Here is an 18,336-nt window from a genome sequence, read left to right as displayed (position 1 = left end):
ACCTAACCAACGTATGTTCCAATTTTCAAGATTTCTGCTTATTCTATGCGTTTCTTTTTATTGTTTTAACGATGTCTTTACCCAAATAACACAATCAGATCGGGATTCACTTAAATTGTTAGTTAGCCAGAAAAATTGGGAAATTTATAATAAAAAGCTTTTTAGACTGGGTAAACGTATTTCTGAAGATAGTTTATCGGCAAAACATAAATCGGAATTACTTTATTGGATTGATTATTTAGTAAAGCAAAATCCAGGTCGTAGTGCCATACGAGTTGCCTATATGAATTTTGCTAATGTAATTAAATATGCAGAAAGTTTTGTTGAAGCAACTCCCTATTTATTAATAGCTCATTCGTATGTAGACGATCCATTTTGTTTGGATAAACATGCCTGGTATATAGAAAACACATTGGCAATTAATTACAACCAATTGGATGAACTTGAAAAATCTGAATATTATTATAGCCTGGTTGCAAATGCTTTAATTTATTTAGGGGATTCCAAAAATCTATCAAGGACTTATACTAATTTAGGAACACTTAGACAGACAAAAGGTAAACAAAAAGAGGCGGAGAATTTTTTTAAGTATGGCCTCAGAATAGCCAGCAGTATGAATGAGCCCCAATCAATTTTTGCCAACGCTACAGGCTTGGGAGGATTGTATACGCTCATGGATTCTATGCAACTTGTCAACAGGTATCTAGAGATAGCTTTTGAGCAATTATATAATACTCCGGAGAAAAATATTGAAGAGAATAAAAGAGATTGGCATAGGACTCAGGCAAATTATTTGGTTAAGCTGGGTAATTTTGATGAGGCTATATGTTATTTTAATACTGCTTTAGAATATTATAGGAGCAGGGATTGTGACAGGGATTTTGCAAAAATTTGTATCGATTTTGCAACTGCCTACCTCCAAGTCAAAGATTTAGAGAATTCCAGAGAATTTTTAGAGAATGGGATTCAATGCCTGATACCATCATTCAGGAGTTTGGATACCCTTCCAAATCAAGTGGATCTCTATCAGGAGAATACACTTACTGAAGCATTTTCGCTAGCTTCAAAGTGGTATTCTCTTCGCTATGAACAGGATAAGCAGACGGATCTGTTATTGAAATCACTTTCTTATTTGGAGCTTGGGTTATTTGGTTATGAAATTATACAAGGATCAATCTTAACGGCTCCATCCAAATTAAAAATCATTGGATCCAATAGAAGCCTGGTGGATCGGGGAATTGAGCAACTGTACCAATTAAAGAAATTGGGGATTCAGTCGGAGGTTTTATTTGTAAAATGCAGACAATTTTTTAATTATTCCAAGGGGATCTTATTGGGAAACAAAATTTTCGAAATGATGGTTATTAGCCAATTTTCGAAAGCTGATAAGTTGCAAATCAGTGAGGTGGAGCGCCAAGAGTTTAAACTTTCGCAATTGAATCCAAAAGAAATCAATGAGTCCAATTTTATTTTAGGTCAGCGCATTCATTTGCAACAACAGAAACGAGATTTATTCGGGAAGTATTCAATTCAAGAGCCGGTGGTTAGATATCCTGAAAATTATATAGAGTACCAGATTATTCATGATACAGTCTATGTGATGGCGCAACTGAAAGGCGAAAGCTATTTTGAACAAATTGGAACGTATGGAGATTTGCAGAAAATTATAAAAGGTATAAATTCCAATTTTAATCAAAGGGAATTTAAACTGGATGAGGCGCTTTTAAAGCAAGCGTATCATTTTCTTTTAGCTTTTGTGAAAAATCCTTTGCCCAAAAGATTGTGTATCATTCCAGATGGGCAAATTCAATTTATTCCTTTTGATGCTTTAATTCATCCTGATGGTCAATTTCTTTTAAGTCATTGTAGTATTTATTTTGCACAACGATATGGCGAACCCGAATTTGAGTCAGATTATTCTGATAAGCCTAGCTTCATATTGGCCATCCGACCCGAATATCCTGAAAGCAAGGAACAAAATTTAATTGCCACTCGAGGTAACGTTTCAGCCTTATTGCATACACAAGAAGAGGTAGATAGCATTCAAATGCATTATGGCGATCAAGTGGAGATTTCAAAGGAAATCACTGTAGATGAATTGCCGGCCCGCATGCAGTCGGCAGAAATTGTACATTTTGCCGGCCATGCCAAAGCAAGCGGAGATTCTGCTTATTTGATTTTACCAGGAGATCCGTCACAATTTGGACTGGCTCAATTGGCAAGTTTGCACAGTCCGTGGCGCATGGTCGTATTGAGTGCCTGCGAAACCGGATTAGGTGAATGGGAATACGGAGAAGGCATACGCAGTTTGGGAAAAAGTTTCCAGGAGGCGGGAGCAGAATCCGTGATTATGTCTCTTTGGTCTGTTAATGATGAATCCAGTGCAAAAATTATGTCCGGATTTTACAAAGAGCTCAAAGAAGGAAAATCAAAAGACGAGGCCCTTCGGAATGCTAAAATGGAATATTTACAAGAAGCAGGATTTGAAAAAAAGCATCCGTATTATTGGGCTGGATTTGTGGGGTATGGGGAAATGGAAGGGATTGAAACCAATTCACGGAATTTGTTATATTTATTAATTGGATTGTCAATTTGTTTTTTAATTTTTATTTTTAAAAAAGTACCAAAATGAATTTTAAGTTAATTGTTTTTTTATTTTTATCAATTTGTACTATTAATATTCTTAATTCGCAAATTAATTTGGATTATCAATGGTATGTAAAAAATAGTAAGCTTAAAAACGCTTATTCTTACTCAACACAAACTAATCTGAACTCAATTAATGCTTCTGGAGTATATCCAAATTGTAATTATTGTAGTCCTAATAAGGGAAGAAAGGATTTTTTTATAATATTTGAAAATGGCGAGTGTATTAATACGCGTCCGCCTGCAAATATTGATAATTATCCAATTACGGAAAATAATTTTAAAATTATATCTAATAGTGGCCTTATAAAATATTTTTATGCTACAAATATTTATCAAGGGGATGATCCCCCTGGATTGGTAACTATTTCTGATGGAGCAGGATACAGTTGTACTAATGAATATACTTTATCTGCAACTACGGAATCATTTTCAGTTACACATGATTTTGTTCCAGGGAAGGATGTAACTGTAATTTTGCCAATGGAAAGAATTACAACATGTACAACATCAACAATAAGTTTGGAATATGATAAAAGTTTATTTCCATTTAGTGATGTTTTTATTAAAGATGACAATATTAATTATTCTTGGTCATATTTAAACAATTCAAGTATTGTTGAAACTCCGCTTGGAATTACTGGTATACCCATTGACAATTCTAAGCCTTACCATTATTTTAACTTAAGGGTTCAAAGTCCATTGCCAGCAGGTATAATTATAGGTGAGCAAAAAGCAATTACTTTAAAATGCGGAACTCAGGAAATTGGTAAAATAGTAGAAACAGTTCGAGACAAACACGATCCAAATTTTATAGAAGTGAAGTGTATTTACAAACAAGTAAGATCCTGGTATAACCCTTGGAGTAAAGATCGATATTTTGTAAAATATAAGATTCAATTTATGAATGATGGGACATTGCCAGTTGAAGATGTAAAAGTTAATTTTACTTTACCAAGTGTTGTTAAAGCAAATACTTTAAAAGTTGGAAATTGGTCATTTGGTGATAAAACTGGATGTGGAAGAGGACCATGCTTAGTATATACTCCATCATTTCCAAATATTGAATTTAATTTTAATAAATTTTGTCCTCATTATTTAACAGCAGATGACTCTGATCCTGCTACTGTCCCTGATATAAAGCAATATGGTTTGATTGAATTTTGTGTAGAAATTAATACAGATCCAAGCCACTTTAATAGTGTTAGTTTACAACCTACAAACCCTACAACAAATTTTGGCATGAATCACATTTATAGTATTGAGCATTATATAGATAATTGCACGCCTAATCCAAACAACAAAGCTGATTGTATAAGACCTATATATTCTTCAATCATTAATGCTACTTGTAGTTGTGATTGTCCTTCAGACTTTGATTTTAAAAAACCAAAGAAAGGTTTATAATAAAAAATTATTTATTTTAAAGTTTCTTGATTATTCGCTTAAGTTCAACAGTTAGCGAGTTCCATTTTATTTAAAAAACATGAAATCATTCAATGCACATTTGTTGCAGCTAGTTGATACAACGAAGCAGATCCTCTTGCTTCCGAATAGAGAAGGATTTGATTTAGTCCGCACGTATGATATTTGTTACGTTGAAGCTGCGCGGGCTTATTGTACGCTTTATTTTTTTAATGGGCAGTCGCTTTTAGTTAGCAAGCCATTGAAGGAGATTGCCGCTCAATTGCATTCAAAACGTTTTTTTAGAGTGCATCATTCGTATTTAGTAAATATCAGTGCAGTGCAACGAATCGTAAAAAATGATGGGGAAGCATTGGAACTATTGGATGGAAAGCATATCCCGCTGGCCCAAAGACGTCGTGAGGCTTTTTTGCGATTTGTATCAACCAAAGGAAGACGCAGCTAAATTTTTATTTCTTAGTTATTTTCTAACAATTTATTGACTTTTTAATAATACTGGATTTTAAATTCCAAAGTAAGCAATTCCTATAAGTCAACAGACCTTCCCATATCCCACATTTTATTTACAAACCCTGATTTAGAGGTAACGATTGTCTTGAGCTTTATCACATACCATGTATGTATAAAGCCAAAGACAGCTTCCAATCACATGATATCAAGGGATGTATGGATCATTTCATACATAATTACTTAATCATATATCTCAGTATTTGCCTGCATTGGGAAATCTATACACTGCGGAAGGAAACTCGAGGGCCTGTTCAGGATGTACATGAAATACTTTCACCATATTAAACCAATCTTACATGAACACCTTTGTCCTTTTTATTAGTTTGCTTCTTGGAAATTTTAATTTTCAATTTTGGCAGAGACCTGTCGAGAAGAACGTAAGCTGTTCCGCTATCTGTGAAGAATCACTTCCATTAAAGCTTCCGGTTTCCGGCTTTCAACTGCTTTCCGGAAACGCATTGGATAATACTTTTAAAAAAGTGTTATTTCACCAAAACAATTATTATGTTATTGGGAGTAATGGCAAGCGAGCCTGCCTGCATAAATTTGATTTAACTGGGAATCATATTTGGTCCAGTGAAGTTGCTGATACCTCCTCCTGGAATGATTTTATTGTAAATGCTTCAAATAATTTACTGCTGGTTGGTTCAAAGGATCTCAATGCCGGACTTCCAAAAGATGTACTGATGGGTGTTTATGATCTGAATGGAAATGCATTGAATTTATTTTCATACGATTATGGGATCAATGAATCTTACAACAGCATCGTTGAGAATCCTATCATAGCGAATGCCGCAACCCGATATGTTGTTTTAGGATCTATCAATCTTACAAACAATAAAAATGACGACGACGTAATCTTAACTGCTGTAAATGAATGGGGAGCCGCAAATTGGAGACGAAAATATGGAGCACTCAATCAGGATGATGAATATCATACCAAACTTTCGGTTTATAATCCGATCAGTGGACAATTGGCTATGTCGGGTCACCTGGCAAATTTTGGATGTTATGTGGTTGTCAATTTAAGTACAAACGGTATTCCAACAAATTTAGGCAGATCCTTTAGTGCCAATTCAAGAATCAATGATTTACAGCGGACAGCAAATGGAGAATTTCTATTAGCAAGTAGCATTTTAACTGCACCATCACAGGCACAAGTGATAAAGGTATCAGCTACCAATCCCAATAACTTTATATATAGAAATCTAAATTATTCCGGAATTCATCAAATTGTTAGTATTAATGCCAATTCGTTTTATGCGGTGGGTACCGGAATTTTTAGCGGAGTCGTTCGACCTATGCTTTTTCAATTTATAGATAACGGAAGTTCATTGAGCCTGAATTTAATTCGTTATTTCAGCAATGGTGAAACGAACTTTAATCAAGGTTCCTTGACTAAAATTGGTACGTCTGATTTTGCGTATGCAGATGGCAGAGTCAACCCGGGTTCTGGGATAGGTTTGTCTGATGGTTATCTGGCCATTCATGCGGGAAGTCTGGATGAATGCGGATTAAAACAATTGGACAATTCTTTTGACAAATTAAGTTTCACCCCGGTTATTGTACAACCAAGTTCGATAGCTCAAAACCTGAAAGAACCTACACCGCTTGGTACCGCGTCCTTAAACTATACCGTAAAGGGGCAATGTGTCAATACGTGTATCGTTGAGTTTAGCAGTCATGCATTAGACAGTTGTGGCAATTTCCAATTTAATGCCATGACCAATTTAACTGGTGCCGTAACTTATTGTTGGAATTTTGGAGACGCACCGCCTTGCGGCAGTACTCAGCAAAATCCGATTCATCAATATGCGACTACAGGAAATTATAACGTTTGTGTAACTGTTTCCAATGGTTTTACAAGTTGTCAAAGTTGTCGATCCGTACATGTAAGTTTCGCAGATAAGATACCGCCTACTATTGTATGTCCACCAAGAATCACGGTGGATTGCAGTCAGCTAACCAGTCCACCTACTACCGGATACCCTACAGTTTCAGATAATTTTGATCCGAATCCGTTTGTGAGTTACACAGATTTTATAATTCAAATGACACCTTGTTATAAAGAAATACTTCGGGATTGGTCTGCAAGAGATTTTTGTGGAAATATCATTCATTGTCAGCAGAAAATTATTCAAAATGATACCATAGCACCAACAATTGTTTGTCCTCCCGATATCACTATAGCATGTAATAATCCTATTACTCCTGACCAAACTGGATTTCCAACAATTACTGACAATTGCCAAAGCGTGTTTATTCCAAGCTATAGGGATTCAATTCTCAATCGTCAATGCCCTTTACATATTTTAAGAGAATGGTTGGTAAGAGATTCTTGTGGTAATTCAAGCAATTGTTTTCAAAATATTTTTCAAATTGACACAGTTGATCCCGTTTTGATTTGTCCTCAAGATGTACTGTTGATTTGTGGCAGTCCTACGGAACCAGAATTTACTGGATTTCCGTATATATTAGAAGCATGCAGCGGAATTTTAATTTCTTTTTATGAAGACAGTGTTTTAACAGACACTTGTCCTTCGACCATTTATAGAGAATGGACTGTGGTTGATTCTTGTGGAAATACTTCTGAATGTCTACAACAAATTTTATTAAATGACATCTTGGCACCAATTTTTAGAAATTGCAATCGGAAAATTGTTGTTCAGGGTTTAGGCAACCATTCGAGTAGTTGTGAGGCCCTTGTAGAATTTTTGTCGCCGGATGTTGAGGATGATTGTGATGCAAGCCCAATTATCGTAAATAATTATACAAACACAAATAATGCATCTGCAATTTATCCAGAAGGTACTACGCTGGTGATATGGACCGCAACAGATGCTTGTGGAAATAGTAGCACCTGTGTTGATACTATTTGTGTGCTGCCTTGCGGTTGTCCGGATAGTTGTGTAACGAATACACTTTACATTAGTACAGGCTATGATCCTATAAATGATGTGTTATTGCCTCCGGGATCTGCTACGAGTCAATGGACATTAGTAGAATCCCCCTTATGGGGAGGTGCAGGGTCTGCACCTGCTTATGTTATTTCGCCAATTTCTGGTTGGGCTTTGACTCCAGGATCTGCAAACTGGATCTCTGCGCATCCTTTTGCCGATTGGATACAAAATAATCCGGCTCCAGATTTTATTCCTTACACTTTTCAAAATTGTTTTTGTGTTTGTGAAGATTCGTCACTTGTTGGAATAAAAATGAAAGCGTATGCAGATGATGCGGTTGAGATTTGTTTAACGGATGCATCCGGTAATTTAATTAGTAATTTATTGAGTATTACTTCATCAAGCAGCGCAGATCATACTCCATTTGATGGCTCAGTAGATCATTCCAGTTCCAATTTTTTTACCTTGGATGCAGGAGAATATTGCATCCGTGCAAAGCTCAGAAACTTGCATGGTGTTGCTATGGGTTTAAACATACAAGGATTGGTTTATGGAGTTGGCTTATTAGAATCAGCCTGTTGTAATCAGAATAATTTTGTAACGGGTTATAAATTTTTGGATAAAAAATGCGATGGCGAAAGAAGTTCTGGTGATCAGCCTGGTGTGGGATGGAATATTCTATTAAAAGATGCAATTGGAAATGAAGTTGGCAATGCTATCACACTGGGAGATGGTTTTTATTCTTTTCAAAATGTTCCAATTGGTCATTATACAGTATGTGAAGTGCAACAATCAGGATATATTCAGAGTTATCCTCCAACGGGTAGTTATGAAATTGATGTTTTAGATGGACACTCGGTAATTTCAGGATTAAATTTTGGGAATTGTCCATTGGATAGTTGTTGCGTCAATGAAGACGCATTTCTAGCTATAGCAGCAACACAGGTTGAAGTTATCAGAGATTCCTGTATGATTTGTATAAGCCATCCGTGCATTGGTTGGTGTCAGCGGATGCTGATTGATTGGGGTGATGGCACTAGCAGTGGATACTTTGAAGGGATTGGACCGGTTGATGCTTCACATACGTATACACAATCCGGACAGTACACCATTTGTTTAAAATACGAGGAAACAGGTGACAATGGCAACGTATGTTTTCAGAAGGATAGTTGTTTTTCAGTTTGTGTGCAGTGTGGGATTTGTGATAAAACGGAAATTGCTCTTAATTGTTTTAACATGTTTGGTGAATCTAAAGTTCCGATTGGTTTAGATGGCTTACCAAATCATTCAGATTTTTATATAGATTCAGACCAAGGAGGAAATTATTATTGTACTGGACATTACAACGGTGGACCAATAACTGGTCATTTAAATTCTGCTGCAATAAACAACGACTGTTTCGTTTCAAAATACGATGAAAGTTGCGGCTTATGTTGGAATTTTTCAATAAGTGGCGAAGCAGATGACCAGGGACTTGTAATAAAACATTTCAGTGGTGGATTCTATGTAGCCGGTGTTTCAAATAGTAAAACAATCACCATTCCAGGGGGTGGTGGTACAAGTAATGTTCATACAAATAATTACAATGGTCAAGTTATATTTTTAGCAAAATACAGTGTAACGAATACTTGTGACTCTTACTACATTCCAGCATTACAATGGTCTCTTATCTATGGTAATGGTGAATACAGAACGCTGTTGTCCGATATGGATTTGGATGCAGATAACAATCCAATACTTGTAGGAATTTTTACAGGTTCAATGGTTTTTGATGACAATGAAATTCCAAATGTGTCTTCACCAACAGCCCCATTAATAAGTGGTGGTAATCAAGATTTTTATATGGTGAAATTTAACTATGTTAATGGTAGTCATGTATGGTCAACATCATTGGTTCCGTCCTCGACTAACACAGGTGGCGCTTATCCACTTGGAGTGAGTGTGGGGTCATCTGGAGAAATCTATGTCGCTGGGCATTATTCACAACTTGTTGATTTTAATAATGACAATAATCCCGATTTACCATTAGGCCCACTGACTTCACCCATTTCTTCCAATAGTGCACCATTTTTTGCAAGATTTGATGAACCAACTCCAGGGGCACTCATATTTAGTTGGGCATATGCCTTATTAGGTTCCCCGCTATCTCCAACTGATCTTCAAGGTAATGTAACAGATATTGAGGCAATCAATGGCGGGTTTGTAATCAGTTTTGATAAATATGCACCCAACTTAATTTATTACGATATAAATCCAAAAGGTCCTCCATATCCAATTACTGGTCCAAATGAAACAAGCTTTCTTGTAAAATATGATAGCGACGGGGATCGTATATGCCAAAAGGAAATACCCAATCACAACTACATCAATGAACTTTCAGTTGATGTTAATGATAATGTATATTTTATTGGTGGAAATAATTTTTTTGCATCAGGTTATACTTTTGCAAATACCTATTTTGGAGTTTTTGGGAATGATTGTAATATCAAAGATTTTAATATTAATGGATCCGGAAATGATGATGGATGGTCCATTGCTCCTGACAATAACGGAAGTTTTGTGATTCTAGGAAGAACGAATTCGATTAATTTTAAACCAGATACAAATTCAAGTGGTCTAGTTTATACTGCTGGTGGTTATGATCCAGATATTTTTATCGGAAAATATTCTTGTGAATGCATACGAACAGCTGATACAATTAATTGTTGCGACAATATTTATATAACTGCTGAAAAGTATTCTGATTCTATTATTAATTGTACCGACAGCGCCTGTTGTTATTCTGTAGATCTAAATAATAATGCTGGTTTTAGTATTAAAAAAGCGGAGGTAAATATTTTAACTCCTGGATGGACTTTTAGTTCTACAAGTGTTGCTTCTGGTTTATATAATTCCGGAACTTCAACTTCACAATATATCGAATATCCGGGAGGTAATTTGCCTGGTGGACTAACAACTGATTTTTTTACTTTTTGCCTCAGCGGTCTCATAGGATCAGCTAGCGTACAAGAGATTGAATTTGTATGGTATGAAAAAACAAAATCTGGTGGTTGTATTGCCATATGTAGAGATACTATTCTAACAAATTGTATAGCTCCGAGTTGTGGGGGTAACTGCATCACACCAATAGACATGCGTATTGTTTGCGACAGTACAAATTCAAATCAATACTGTTTATTTTTTAGTGTACAAAATCTGTCACCATATCCTGCAACAGATGTAAACATTGATGTGACCAGTCCAAATTTTGGATTGCATGCATGCGGAAGCAGTGGATATCAGGATCCATTAACGATTGATCTGGGCGGTGTACTTCTACCGGGAGCTATTTCTGGCAATTTATGTGTTAAAGTGGTAAGCAGCATTCCAATTACCAATCCTCAAGATTTTTGTGTAAGCTTTGGATTGGTTTTCGCTGACAGTTCGGTTTGTTTTCAAGATACCAGCTATTGTTTACAGATTACACCTTGCTGTAATCCCTGCGAAGAAATTCAAATTGTTGCACGTGAAATTCAAGTTGATAGTTCTTCTTGTTGCTATGCATTGGATTTAATCAATAATTGCGAAATAAATTATTTTGGAAAAATAGAAATTGAATCTCTGACACCTGGTGTTTCTTTCGGATCTGTTATAAAAGATCCATCATGGATTTATTGTACGCCTCCAACACCTGATTTGGTGTGTTTGGACTATCCGGGTGCGTACTTGCCAACAGGGATTACGACAAACCTATTGCAATTTTGTATTGATAGTTCAGTGATTGAAGAAAACTTGGGCTGTTGGAGAATGCTTGCTGTTGGAGGCCAACACACTTTAGCTATAAAGAATGATGGAACCTTGTGGGCATGGGGCGATAATTTTAGTGGACAGTTAGGTGATGGTACGACTATAGCAAGAAATATTCCTATTCAAGTTAGTGGAGACACAAATTGGAAATATATATCTGCTGGTGGACATTTTTCAATAGCACTGAAAAACAATGGAACTTTATGGGCTTGGGGCGGAAATTATCAAGGACAATTAGGTCAAGGAAATTTTATCAATTCTAGTACGCCACTTCAAGTAGGAATAGATTCAGATTGGGACAAAATTGATGCTGGAGGATATATGGTTCTTGCAACAAAAATTACTGGAACCTTGTGGGCATGGGGTGAAAATCAATATGGACAACTTGGAGATGGTACTTTTATAAATAAGACAACACCAGTTTTAGTATCATCAGGAAATTGGAAAACAATTGATGCTTCAATTGGTCATCATTGTTTTGCAATTGATATTGCTGGTAATCTTTGGGGCTGGGGTAGAAATAACCATTATCAATTGGGTGAAGGTTCAAACATAAATAGGAATTCAATAACCTTAATTAGCTCATCAGGTGATTGGAAGTTAGTAAAAGGAGGTTGGGAACACACTACAGCAATAAAAAATAATGGATCACTTTTGAGCTGGGGGCGAAATCAACTTGGTCAACTTGGTAATAGCTATGCAACAGCATTAATACCTGCAATGGTTGGTACAGACCTGCAATGGGATCAATTATCTACAGGTGCTAATTTTTCAATTGCAACAAAGCAAGATGGTAGCTTGTGGTTGTGGGGAAATAACAATCATGGTCAATTAGGAAATGGAACGACACTAAGCAGTGCTGTGCCATTTCAATTAGTTGGTGCAAACAATTGGCATACTATATTGGCAGGCTATGAACACGCCTTAATATATGATCAAAGTGATCAACTATCTATCTGGGGTTTAAATTATTGGGGTGAAGTTGGCGATGGATCAAATATTGACAAATTGAATCCAACTTTTATTCCATGTCCAAACCAAGGAACCCTAACATCAAGTTCTCAATCAACATCATTAATTGCAACAGCACTCAGCTCTATGTTTAAAATTCGTTTTTACGAATTTGATGATCAAACAGTTGCATGTGATACCATGTTGCAGTTTGATTGCGCTCCAGATACTGTAAACAGATGTTTGTTGATTACAAATACTTTTGCAGAGTGTTTGAATGATAGCGGAGGCTATAAAATTACTTTTACAATAGATAATATTTCTTCTCCGGGATTTGATGCAACTGATCTAATAATCAGTTCGCCGGATGCGAATGTTGTCAGCATTTCTCCAAATACAATTTCTTTATATCCTGCATTAGGACCTGGAGATCCACCTAGAATGGTCATGACATTTGTTGTTACGAGTCCGTTCCCGGATCCAGATGGAATCATTCATTTGCAAATGCAATTGTCTGATGCAACAGGAAATTTCTATTGCAATCAAGTTTCAGAAATCAGTATTTCTTTACCTGATTGTCCTTCAGAATGCGATTGTGAAAAATTGTCAGATATAAATGTATTTAATAGTGAATTCAATCATTCAATAAATTGCAACACTACTCCGAAATCTTATATTATTAAATGTCCTAAAACAGCAACCGAATTTTTCATTGATGGAAATTTAAATTGCTCGGATAGTTGTAATGGAGTTTTAAACTGGGAAATAATTGATGAAAATGGATCACTAGTCTTATCGGGAAATGAGTTGACCACTCCTGCTAACACACTCTGGTCAATTCAATTATTATACAGTCAATTTCAAAAGGATAAACCTTACACTGTAAATCTTAACGGCATTTGTGGAAAGGATACCTGTTTTTGCAGTTTTAATTTATTTTTCCAAGCTTGTGATAGCTGTTGTCTTAAACAAGATCAATTTATACAGATGGTTCAAAATGCAATCCATATAAACGTAGATCAATCCTATTGCAAGGCTACATTGACTTTCGATAGTCTTCCTTGTGATATCCGTATATCATCCATTAATTGGAAAGATGGAACAATAAGCACAGGTCCATTTTCTCCGGGAAGTATGATTATGCATTCGTATACTCCAACTCAAATGAGCTTCTTGATTGCAATCACTGTAGTGGAATATGATGAAAACGGAATTAAATGTAATAATATAAGCTTGTTGTTGCCAGTCGATCTGAATTGTAAAAATTGCTGTAAGAAAGGAATCGGTGCTTATTTTCAATGGCAAAATCTTATTGCACAAGGTATTCCAATAAAGGTTTCCGGATGTTCTGTTAAAGCGGCTACTCCGCAATTTGGAGATTGTTATTTTTATCAAACCAGTCCAGATTGGGGAGATGGTAGTACCATTTTAACGGGTCCTTTTCCAGCTTCAAATAGCTGGACACATACCTATGCAAGTTCTGGTAGCTATACTATTTGTATAACGGTAGCAGAGTATCCATTTGGTGACCCAAGCTTAGTCCCATGTAGAATTCATAGATTCTGTGAAACAGTTGTAGTTGATTGTGATGGTCCCTGCATTTGTGAAGGGTTTTCAGATCTAAGCTTCTATTACGACAAACAACATAAAGTCATGGCAACATGTCGCGATACCTTGAAATTAGATTGTCCACCAGATGATTGTGCCTGGACCTTTAGTGGAAACCTATTATGCAAAAATGATTGTCCGGAAAGCCTATTAAGTTGGCAATTGGTAAATTCAAATACCGGTATTCCAGTTGCATCAGGCACTAGTGTTGCATTTCCTGGATTTGGAATTTATATTCCGCAAGCTATTGTATCGATGGGTGGCGAATATGATCTACTCCTAAATGGACAGTGTGATGTTAATGTACAATGTCCATGTACAATTCATCTGATTTTTCCAGGTTGCAATGAAATTTGCCCTTGTGATCCCGACGTTCTAGTGGAAGATGTTGAAAAAGGAATTAGTAAAATTACCATATTAAATAATTGCACAGCTTGTTTCAGTCCAGTTGCTCTAGGTGAATGCGATATGGTAAGTTGGTATAGTTTGCCAAATCTTACAACACCTTTTGCTGTCAGCGTTGGAAATCAATTGATTTGTCACAATTTTAAATTACCTGGTAACTATCTCATTAAAATGCTAGTGACCAGAAAAAATACAGATGGAACTATTTGTGCAGTCTATGAAAAAATATTCAGTATCAGTGTTAATTGTTTTACGGAACCCACATTTGGCACATCAGAAGCTCTGTGTATTATTAATGCAAATCGGTTCTCAGCATTAGATGAACCAGAACAAATTTCAAATTGGGAACCAATTAATGGAAATCCAATTTGGAAGCTATCTCAAGATGAAAACTCAATTATTTCTTTGAAAGGACATCTTGGTGCTTCTGATGCAGTAATAAATTCTGAATCAGTTTGTTTGAAAAATACTGCTCAAGATATGCGATTGCGATTCATAATTCCATCAAAAGAAACGTCCAAACATGGAAGTAGATTGATCGTTGGTCTCAAATCAGCACAGATTGAAGAAACGCAAAGCTCAATTAAGGATTGGAATAGTGGTTTAGTGAAAATTGCGCAAATTAATTTATGTGATTTGCCAGTTGGAGAGATTGATTTTAAGTTTAGCTTTAATTTAATTAAAGACTTTATTGTAGCGAATTGCACAGCTGACTCTAGTATTGCGGTTCGTTTTGTTGTGTATTTAGAAAATGATCTTGATGATGAAGTTCTAAATTCAAATTCAGAAGTGTATTTGAAAAGTTTATGTATGCTAACAAATGAAATTTCGAAAAGCATTTCAGAACTTAAGCCTGCCATTTGTGAGGTGTATCCAAATCCAAGTAATCAAAGTTTTCAATTGAATTTATTGACCCCCCCAGTAGGAACGGCAAGGATCGAAATTTTTGATCAATTTGGAAATTCTATTGAAAAAATCCAAATGAAAGGTCAAGAGACCAAACTAAGTTTTGGGGAGATTTACCCACCTGCACTTTATTTTCTACGGATAAGCATTCAAGATCAGTCAGAATTTATTAAATTAATTAAAGTTTCGAAATAGACTTCAAAGTTGGATTTCATGGGAACTTATTCTCATGAAATCCATTTTGTAAACCCTTAAAATTTTATTTTATGAAAAAATTAGTTACGTTGTTAGTAGTTTTAGTTTCATTTATTGAAACGGGATTTTCTTCATTCTGTTCGGGTGGAATCACATTAACCACCCAGGAAGAAATCGATAACTTTAGTATAAATTATCCCGGGTGTACAGAAATAGAAACTTATCTTAATATTGGCCCATCGAACGATATTACAAACCTGGATGGTTTAAGTCAAATCACATCTATTGGACAAAGCTTGAATATTTATTCTTGTAATACCTTACGCTATTTGGATGGATTGAATAATTTGGAATTTGTTGGTCCAGGTTCAATATCGATTTATGGAAATCCAATATTGGAGCGTATTAGTGGATTTAATGGAACGCTTAATTCTCCCACGAATATCATTGTTTATGATAATCCAGCTTTATTGCAAATTGACGCTTTTAACAATTTTGCGGAAGCCGGTTTATTATCATTTTCTAGAAACACGGAATTAATTGAAATAAATGGATTTTCATCATTGACAAAAGCGGCTGATGTCCAATTTGATACAAATCCTCATTTAGAATATTACAGTGGATTTAGCAATTTAAAAGAATCCAATGGATTCTATTTTATATATACTGGTATAAATGATTTTAGTTCGTTTCACTCTATAACAAAATTAGGGTATTTGATAGTTTATTTTTGTGATTCGATAATTAATTTTAATGGCCTCGAGCAGCTTCCGAAAATTGGAAGGGATTTAGATATAGCTTATAATAATAATTTAACTTCTTTGTCAGGATTTTCAAGTTTAGCGGAGATTGGTGGGAATTTTAATATTGGCTTATGTCCGAATGTAGCAAATTTAATGGGAATGGAATCTTTATCTCAAATTAGAGGTGGTTTAGCAATTGGAGCAATGGATGGACTAAGCTCAATAAATGGCCTAAACGCACTGAGTGAGGTTGGTACTTATTTTATTATTTCGTATTGCCCGATTTTAACAAGTTTAAGTCCTTTGAATAATTTAAACTCAACAGGAGGACTTCAAATAAATCAATGTCCTTCGTTGTTAAGTTTTACTGGATTGGAAAATCTCGAAACAATAAATGGCGGTGTTTATTTAGAGCAAAATGATTTAATTGTCAACTTTAACGGATTCCAAAATTTAAAGACAATTCGTGGCGATTTTAATGTTTTATATCATCCAAAATTGTTAAATTTTAGTGGATTAGAAAGTCTTACTACGCTTGATGGTAATATTTTTATTCTTTGGAATTCAGAATTACAAAGCTTATCGGGTTTAGATAATATTTCTTCTGGATCGATTGACTTTATTGGAGTTGAAAACAATCCCAAGCTCTCGTATTGTTCTGTACGTAGTATTTGCAATTTTCTGTCACAGAATGGATTTGCGGATATAGAATATAATTTAATAGGTTGTAATTCAAATCAGGAAGTTAGTGATGCCTGTAATAGTGATATTGATGGAGATGGATTCACATTAAGTAATGGTGACTGCAATGACTTCAATGCTCAAATTCATCCAGCAGCACTTGAAGTATGCAACGGATTGGATGATAATTGCAATGGGATTGTAGATGAAGGATTTGATCCAGATCTAGATGGAATTGCTTCTTGTTTTGATAATTGCAGTACTGTTTATAATCCGCAACAAGTGGATAGTGACTGCGACGGTGTAGGGGACGCTTGCGATCAATGTCCTGGTGGGAATGATTTAGTTGACAATAATCATGATGGGAAACCTGACTGTAAATATCCACCGGGATATCAAAATTTGATAGCAGCCTGGAAATGTGGTGCACCATCTTTACAAAAATGTATAATTAGTGTTAAAACACCTTCCGGTGGATACCAATCCGTTTGTACATATTATTCAACTGCCCAAACTCATATTAATAAAGGAGGTTTTATTGGTCCCTATGGCAATGCAAATTGTAACGGAAATGGTGCATTGATAGGATCAGGAGCCGAGGAATTAATTCCTACAAATTATTTTCCTGCGTTTGATGATGGTGAGTTTTTAACAGAAATGGTAATAAACCCCAATCCGGTGTATGATCATCTTGAGGTTGATTTGAATTTTCCTTTGACAAATGCGAATATTAAAATTAAAAATATTTTGGGAAAGACCCTGTGGTCTTCTCATATAGTTGAAGCTACAACTAAAATTAGTATTGGGCCAAGTATTCTAACAACTTTATGTAAAGCCGGTCTCTACATAATTCAAATTGAAAAAGACGGACTTGTACTAAATGGTAAGTTCACTTTAATCAAATAACTAATTCTATAATTATAAATAAGCTGAGAAGTTCTTAGGAATTCAATTTAAGAGGTTTCGAAAATCTTTAAAAGAGTAGAGCAGGGATGCTGAAAACTGGATAGAGTAGGCAAAATATAAATTTATTTTTATGAATATTTCAATTAAAATTTTATTAGTTACATGTGTTTTATTTTCTTCTAAATTATTTGGTACTGTTAAATTATGCCATTTAGTAACTAGACAATGTAAAATTGTTTATGGAAGTTGTGATGACTGGGCTGATGTATGTAATTCTGGACCAATAACATGTGAAAGCTTGAAAAAGACACCTGGTAAGCCAGGAGGAGGTATCCAATGTTATAAAAACGCAAAAGGCATTGCTTATTTAGTATACAATGGTAGTAAATTTGAAATTGCATCAGATCAATATATTAATGATATTAAAGCTGGGAAGTTTAATGAAGACCCTAAAAAATATGCAAAGGATGTATCCAGTACAAAGGTGATCAATGAAATTTGTAAAGAATATAATATTAAAATGGAAGTAACGGAAAATATTGGAATGTAATGAGAAAACTAATTTTTAATTGTTTTTAAACTAGAGAATTGAATACGAGTAGATAAAGTCAGGGTGACAATGTAATTTCACCCTGACTTTAATCATTATTTCCCATTCTAGCAATCATAATTAA

5 protein-coding genes and 1 pseudogene are annotated in these 18,336 nt (G+C 35.2%); all 6 read left to right on the top strand.

Annotation, left to right across the window (positions count from 1 at the left end; all coding sequences use genetic code 11):
• The first annotated feature begins 13 nt into the window (after positions 1-13).
• The 6 genes and pseudogenes from IPK91_09925 (at position 14) to IPK91_09900 (ending at position 18,212) form a co-directional block, all read left to right on the top strand.
• Complete coding sequence (locus IPK91_09925) at positions 14-2,632, top strand: CHAT domain-containing protein (protein ID MBK8297574.1); 2,619 nt, start codon at positions 14-16, stop codon at positions 2,630-2,632.
• A complete protein-coding gene (locus IPK91_09920) occupies positions 2,629-4,053 on the top strand; it encodes a hypothetical protein (protein MBK8297573.1) in 1,425 nt (474 codons plus the stop codon). Before IPK91_09925 ends, IPK91_09920 begins: the two co-directional genes overlap by 4 nt.
• A 79-nt stretch (positions 4,054-4,132) precedes the next feature.
• Complete coding sequence (locus IPK91_09915) at positions 4,133-4,516, top strand: LytTR family transcriptional regulator (protein MBK8297572.1); 384 nt, start codon at positions 4,133-4,135, stop codon at positions 4,514-4,516.
• Positions 4,517-4,877: 361 nt separating this feature from the next.
• Positions 4,878-15,332 (top strand): PKD domain-containing protein, encoded by a 10,455-nt coding sequence (locus IPK91_09910; GenBank protein MBK8297571.1) that lies wholly within the window; start codon positions 4,878-4,880, stop codon positions 15,330-15,332.
• Positions 15,333-16,279: 947 nt separating this feature from the next.
• Positions 16,280-16,966, top strand: a pseudogene (locus IPK91_09905) (hypothetical protein).
• A gap of 826 nt (positions 16,967-17,792) precedes the next feature.
• Positions 17,793-18,212, top strand: coding sequence for a hypothetical protein (locus tag IPK91_09900; protein ID MBK8297570.1), 420 nt, complete (start codon positions 17,793-17,795; stop codon positions 18,210-18,212).
• Positions 18,213-18,336: the final 124 nt, after the last annotated feature.

The sequence above is a fragment of the Saprospiraceae bacterium genome, assembly GCA_016712145.1.
Lineage (GTDB): Bacteria > Bacteroidota > Bacteroidia > Chitinophagales > Saprospiraceae > Vicinibacter.
Note: the sequence above shows the minus strand (reverse complement) of the source record. Positions and strands in the feature narration are given on the sequence as shown.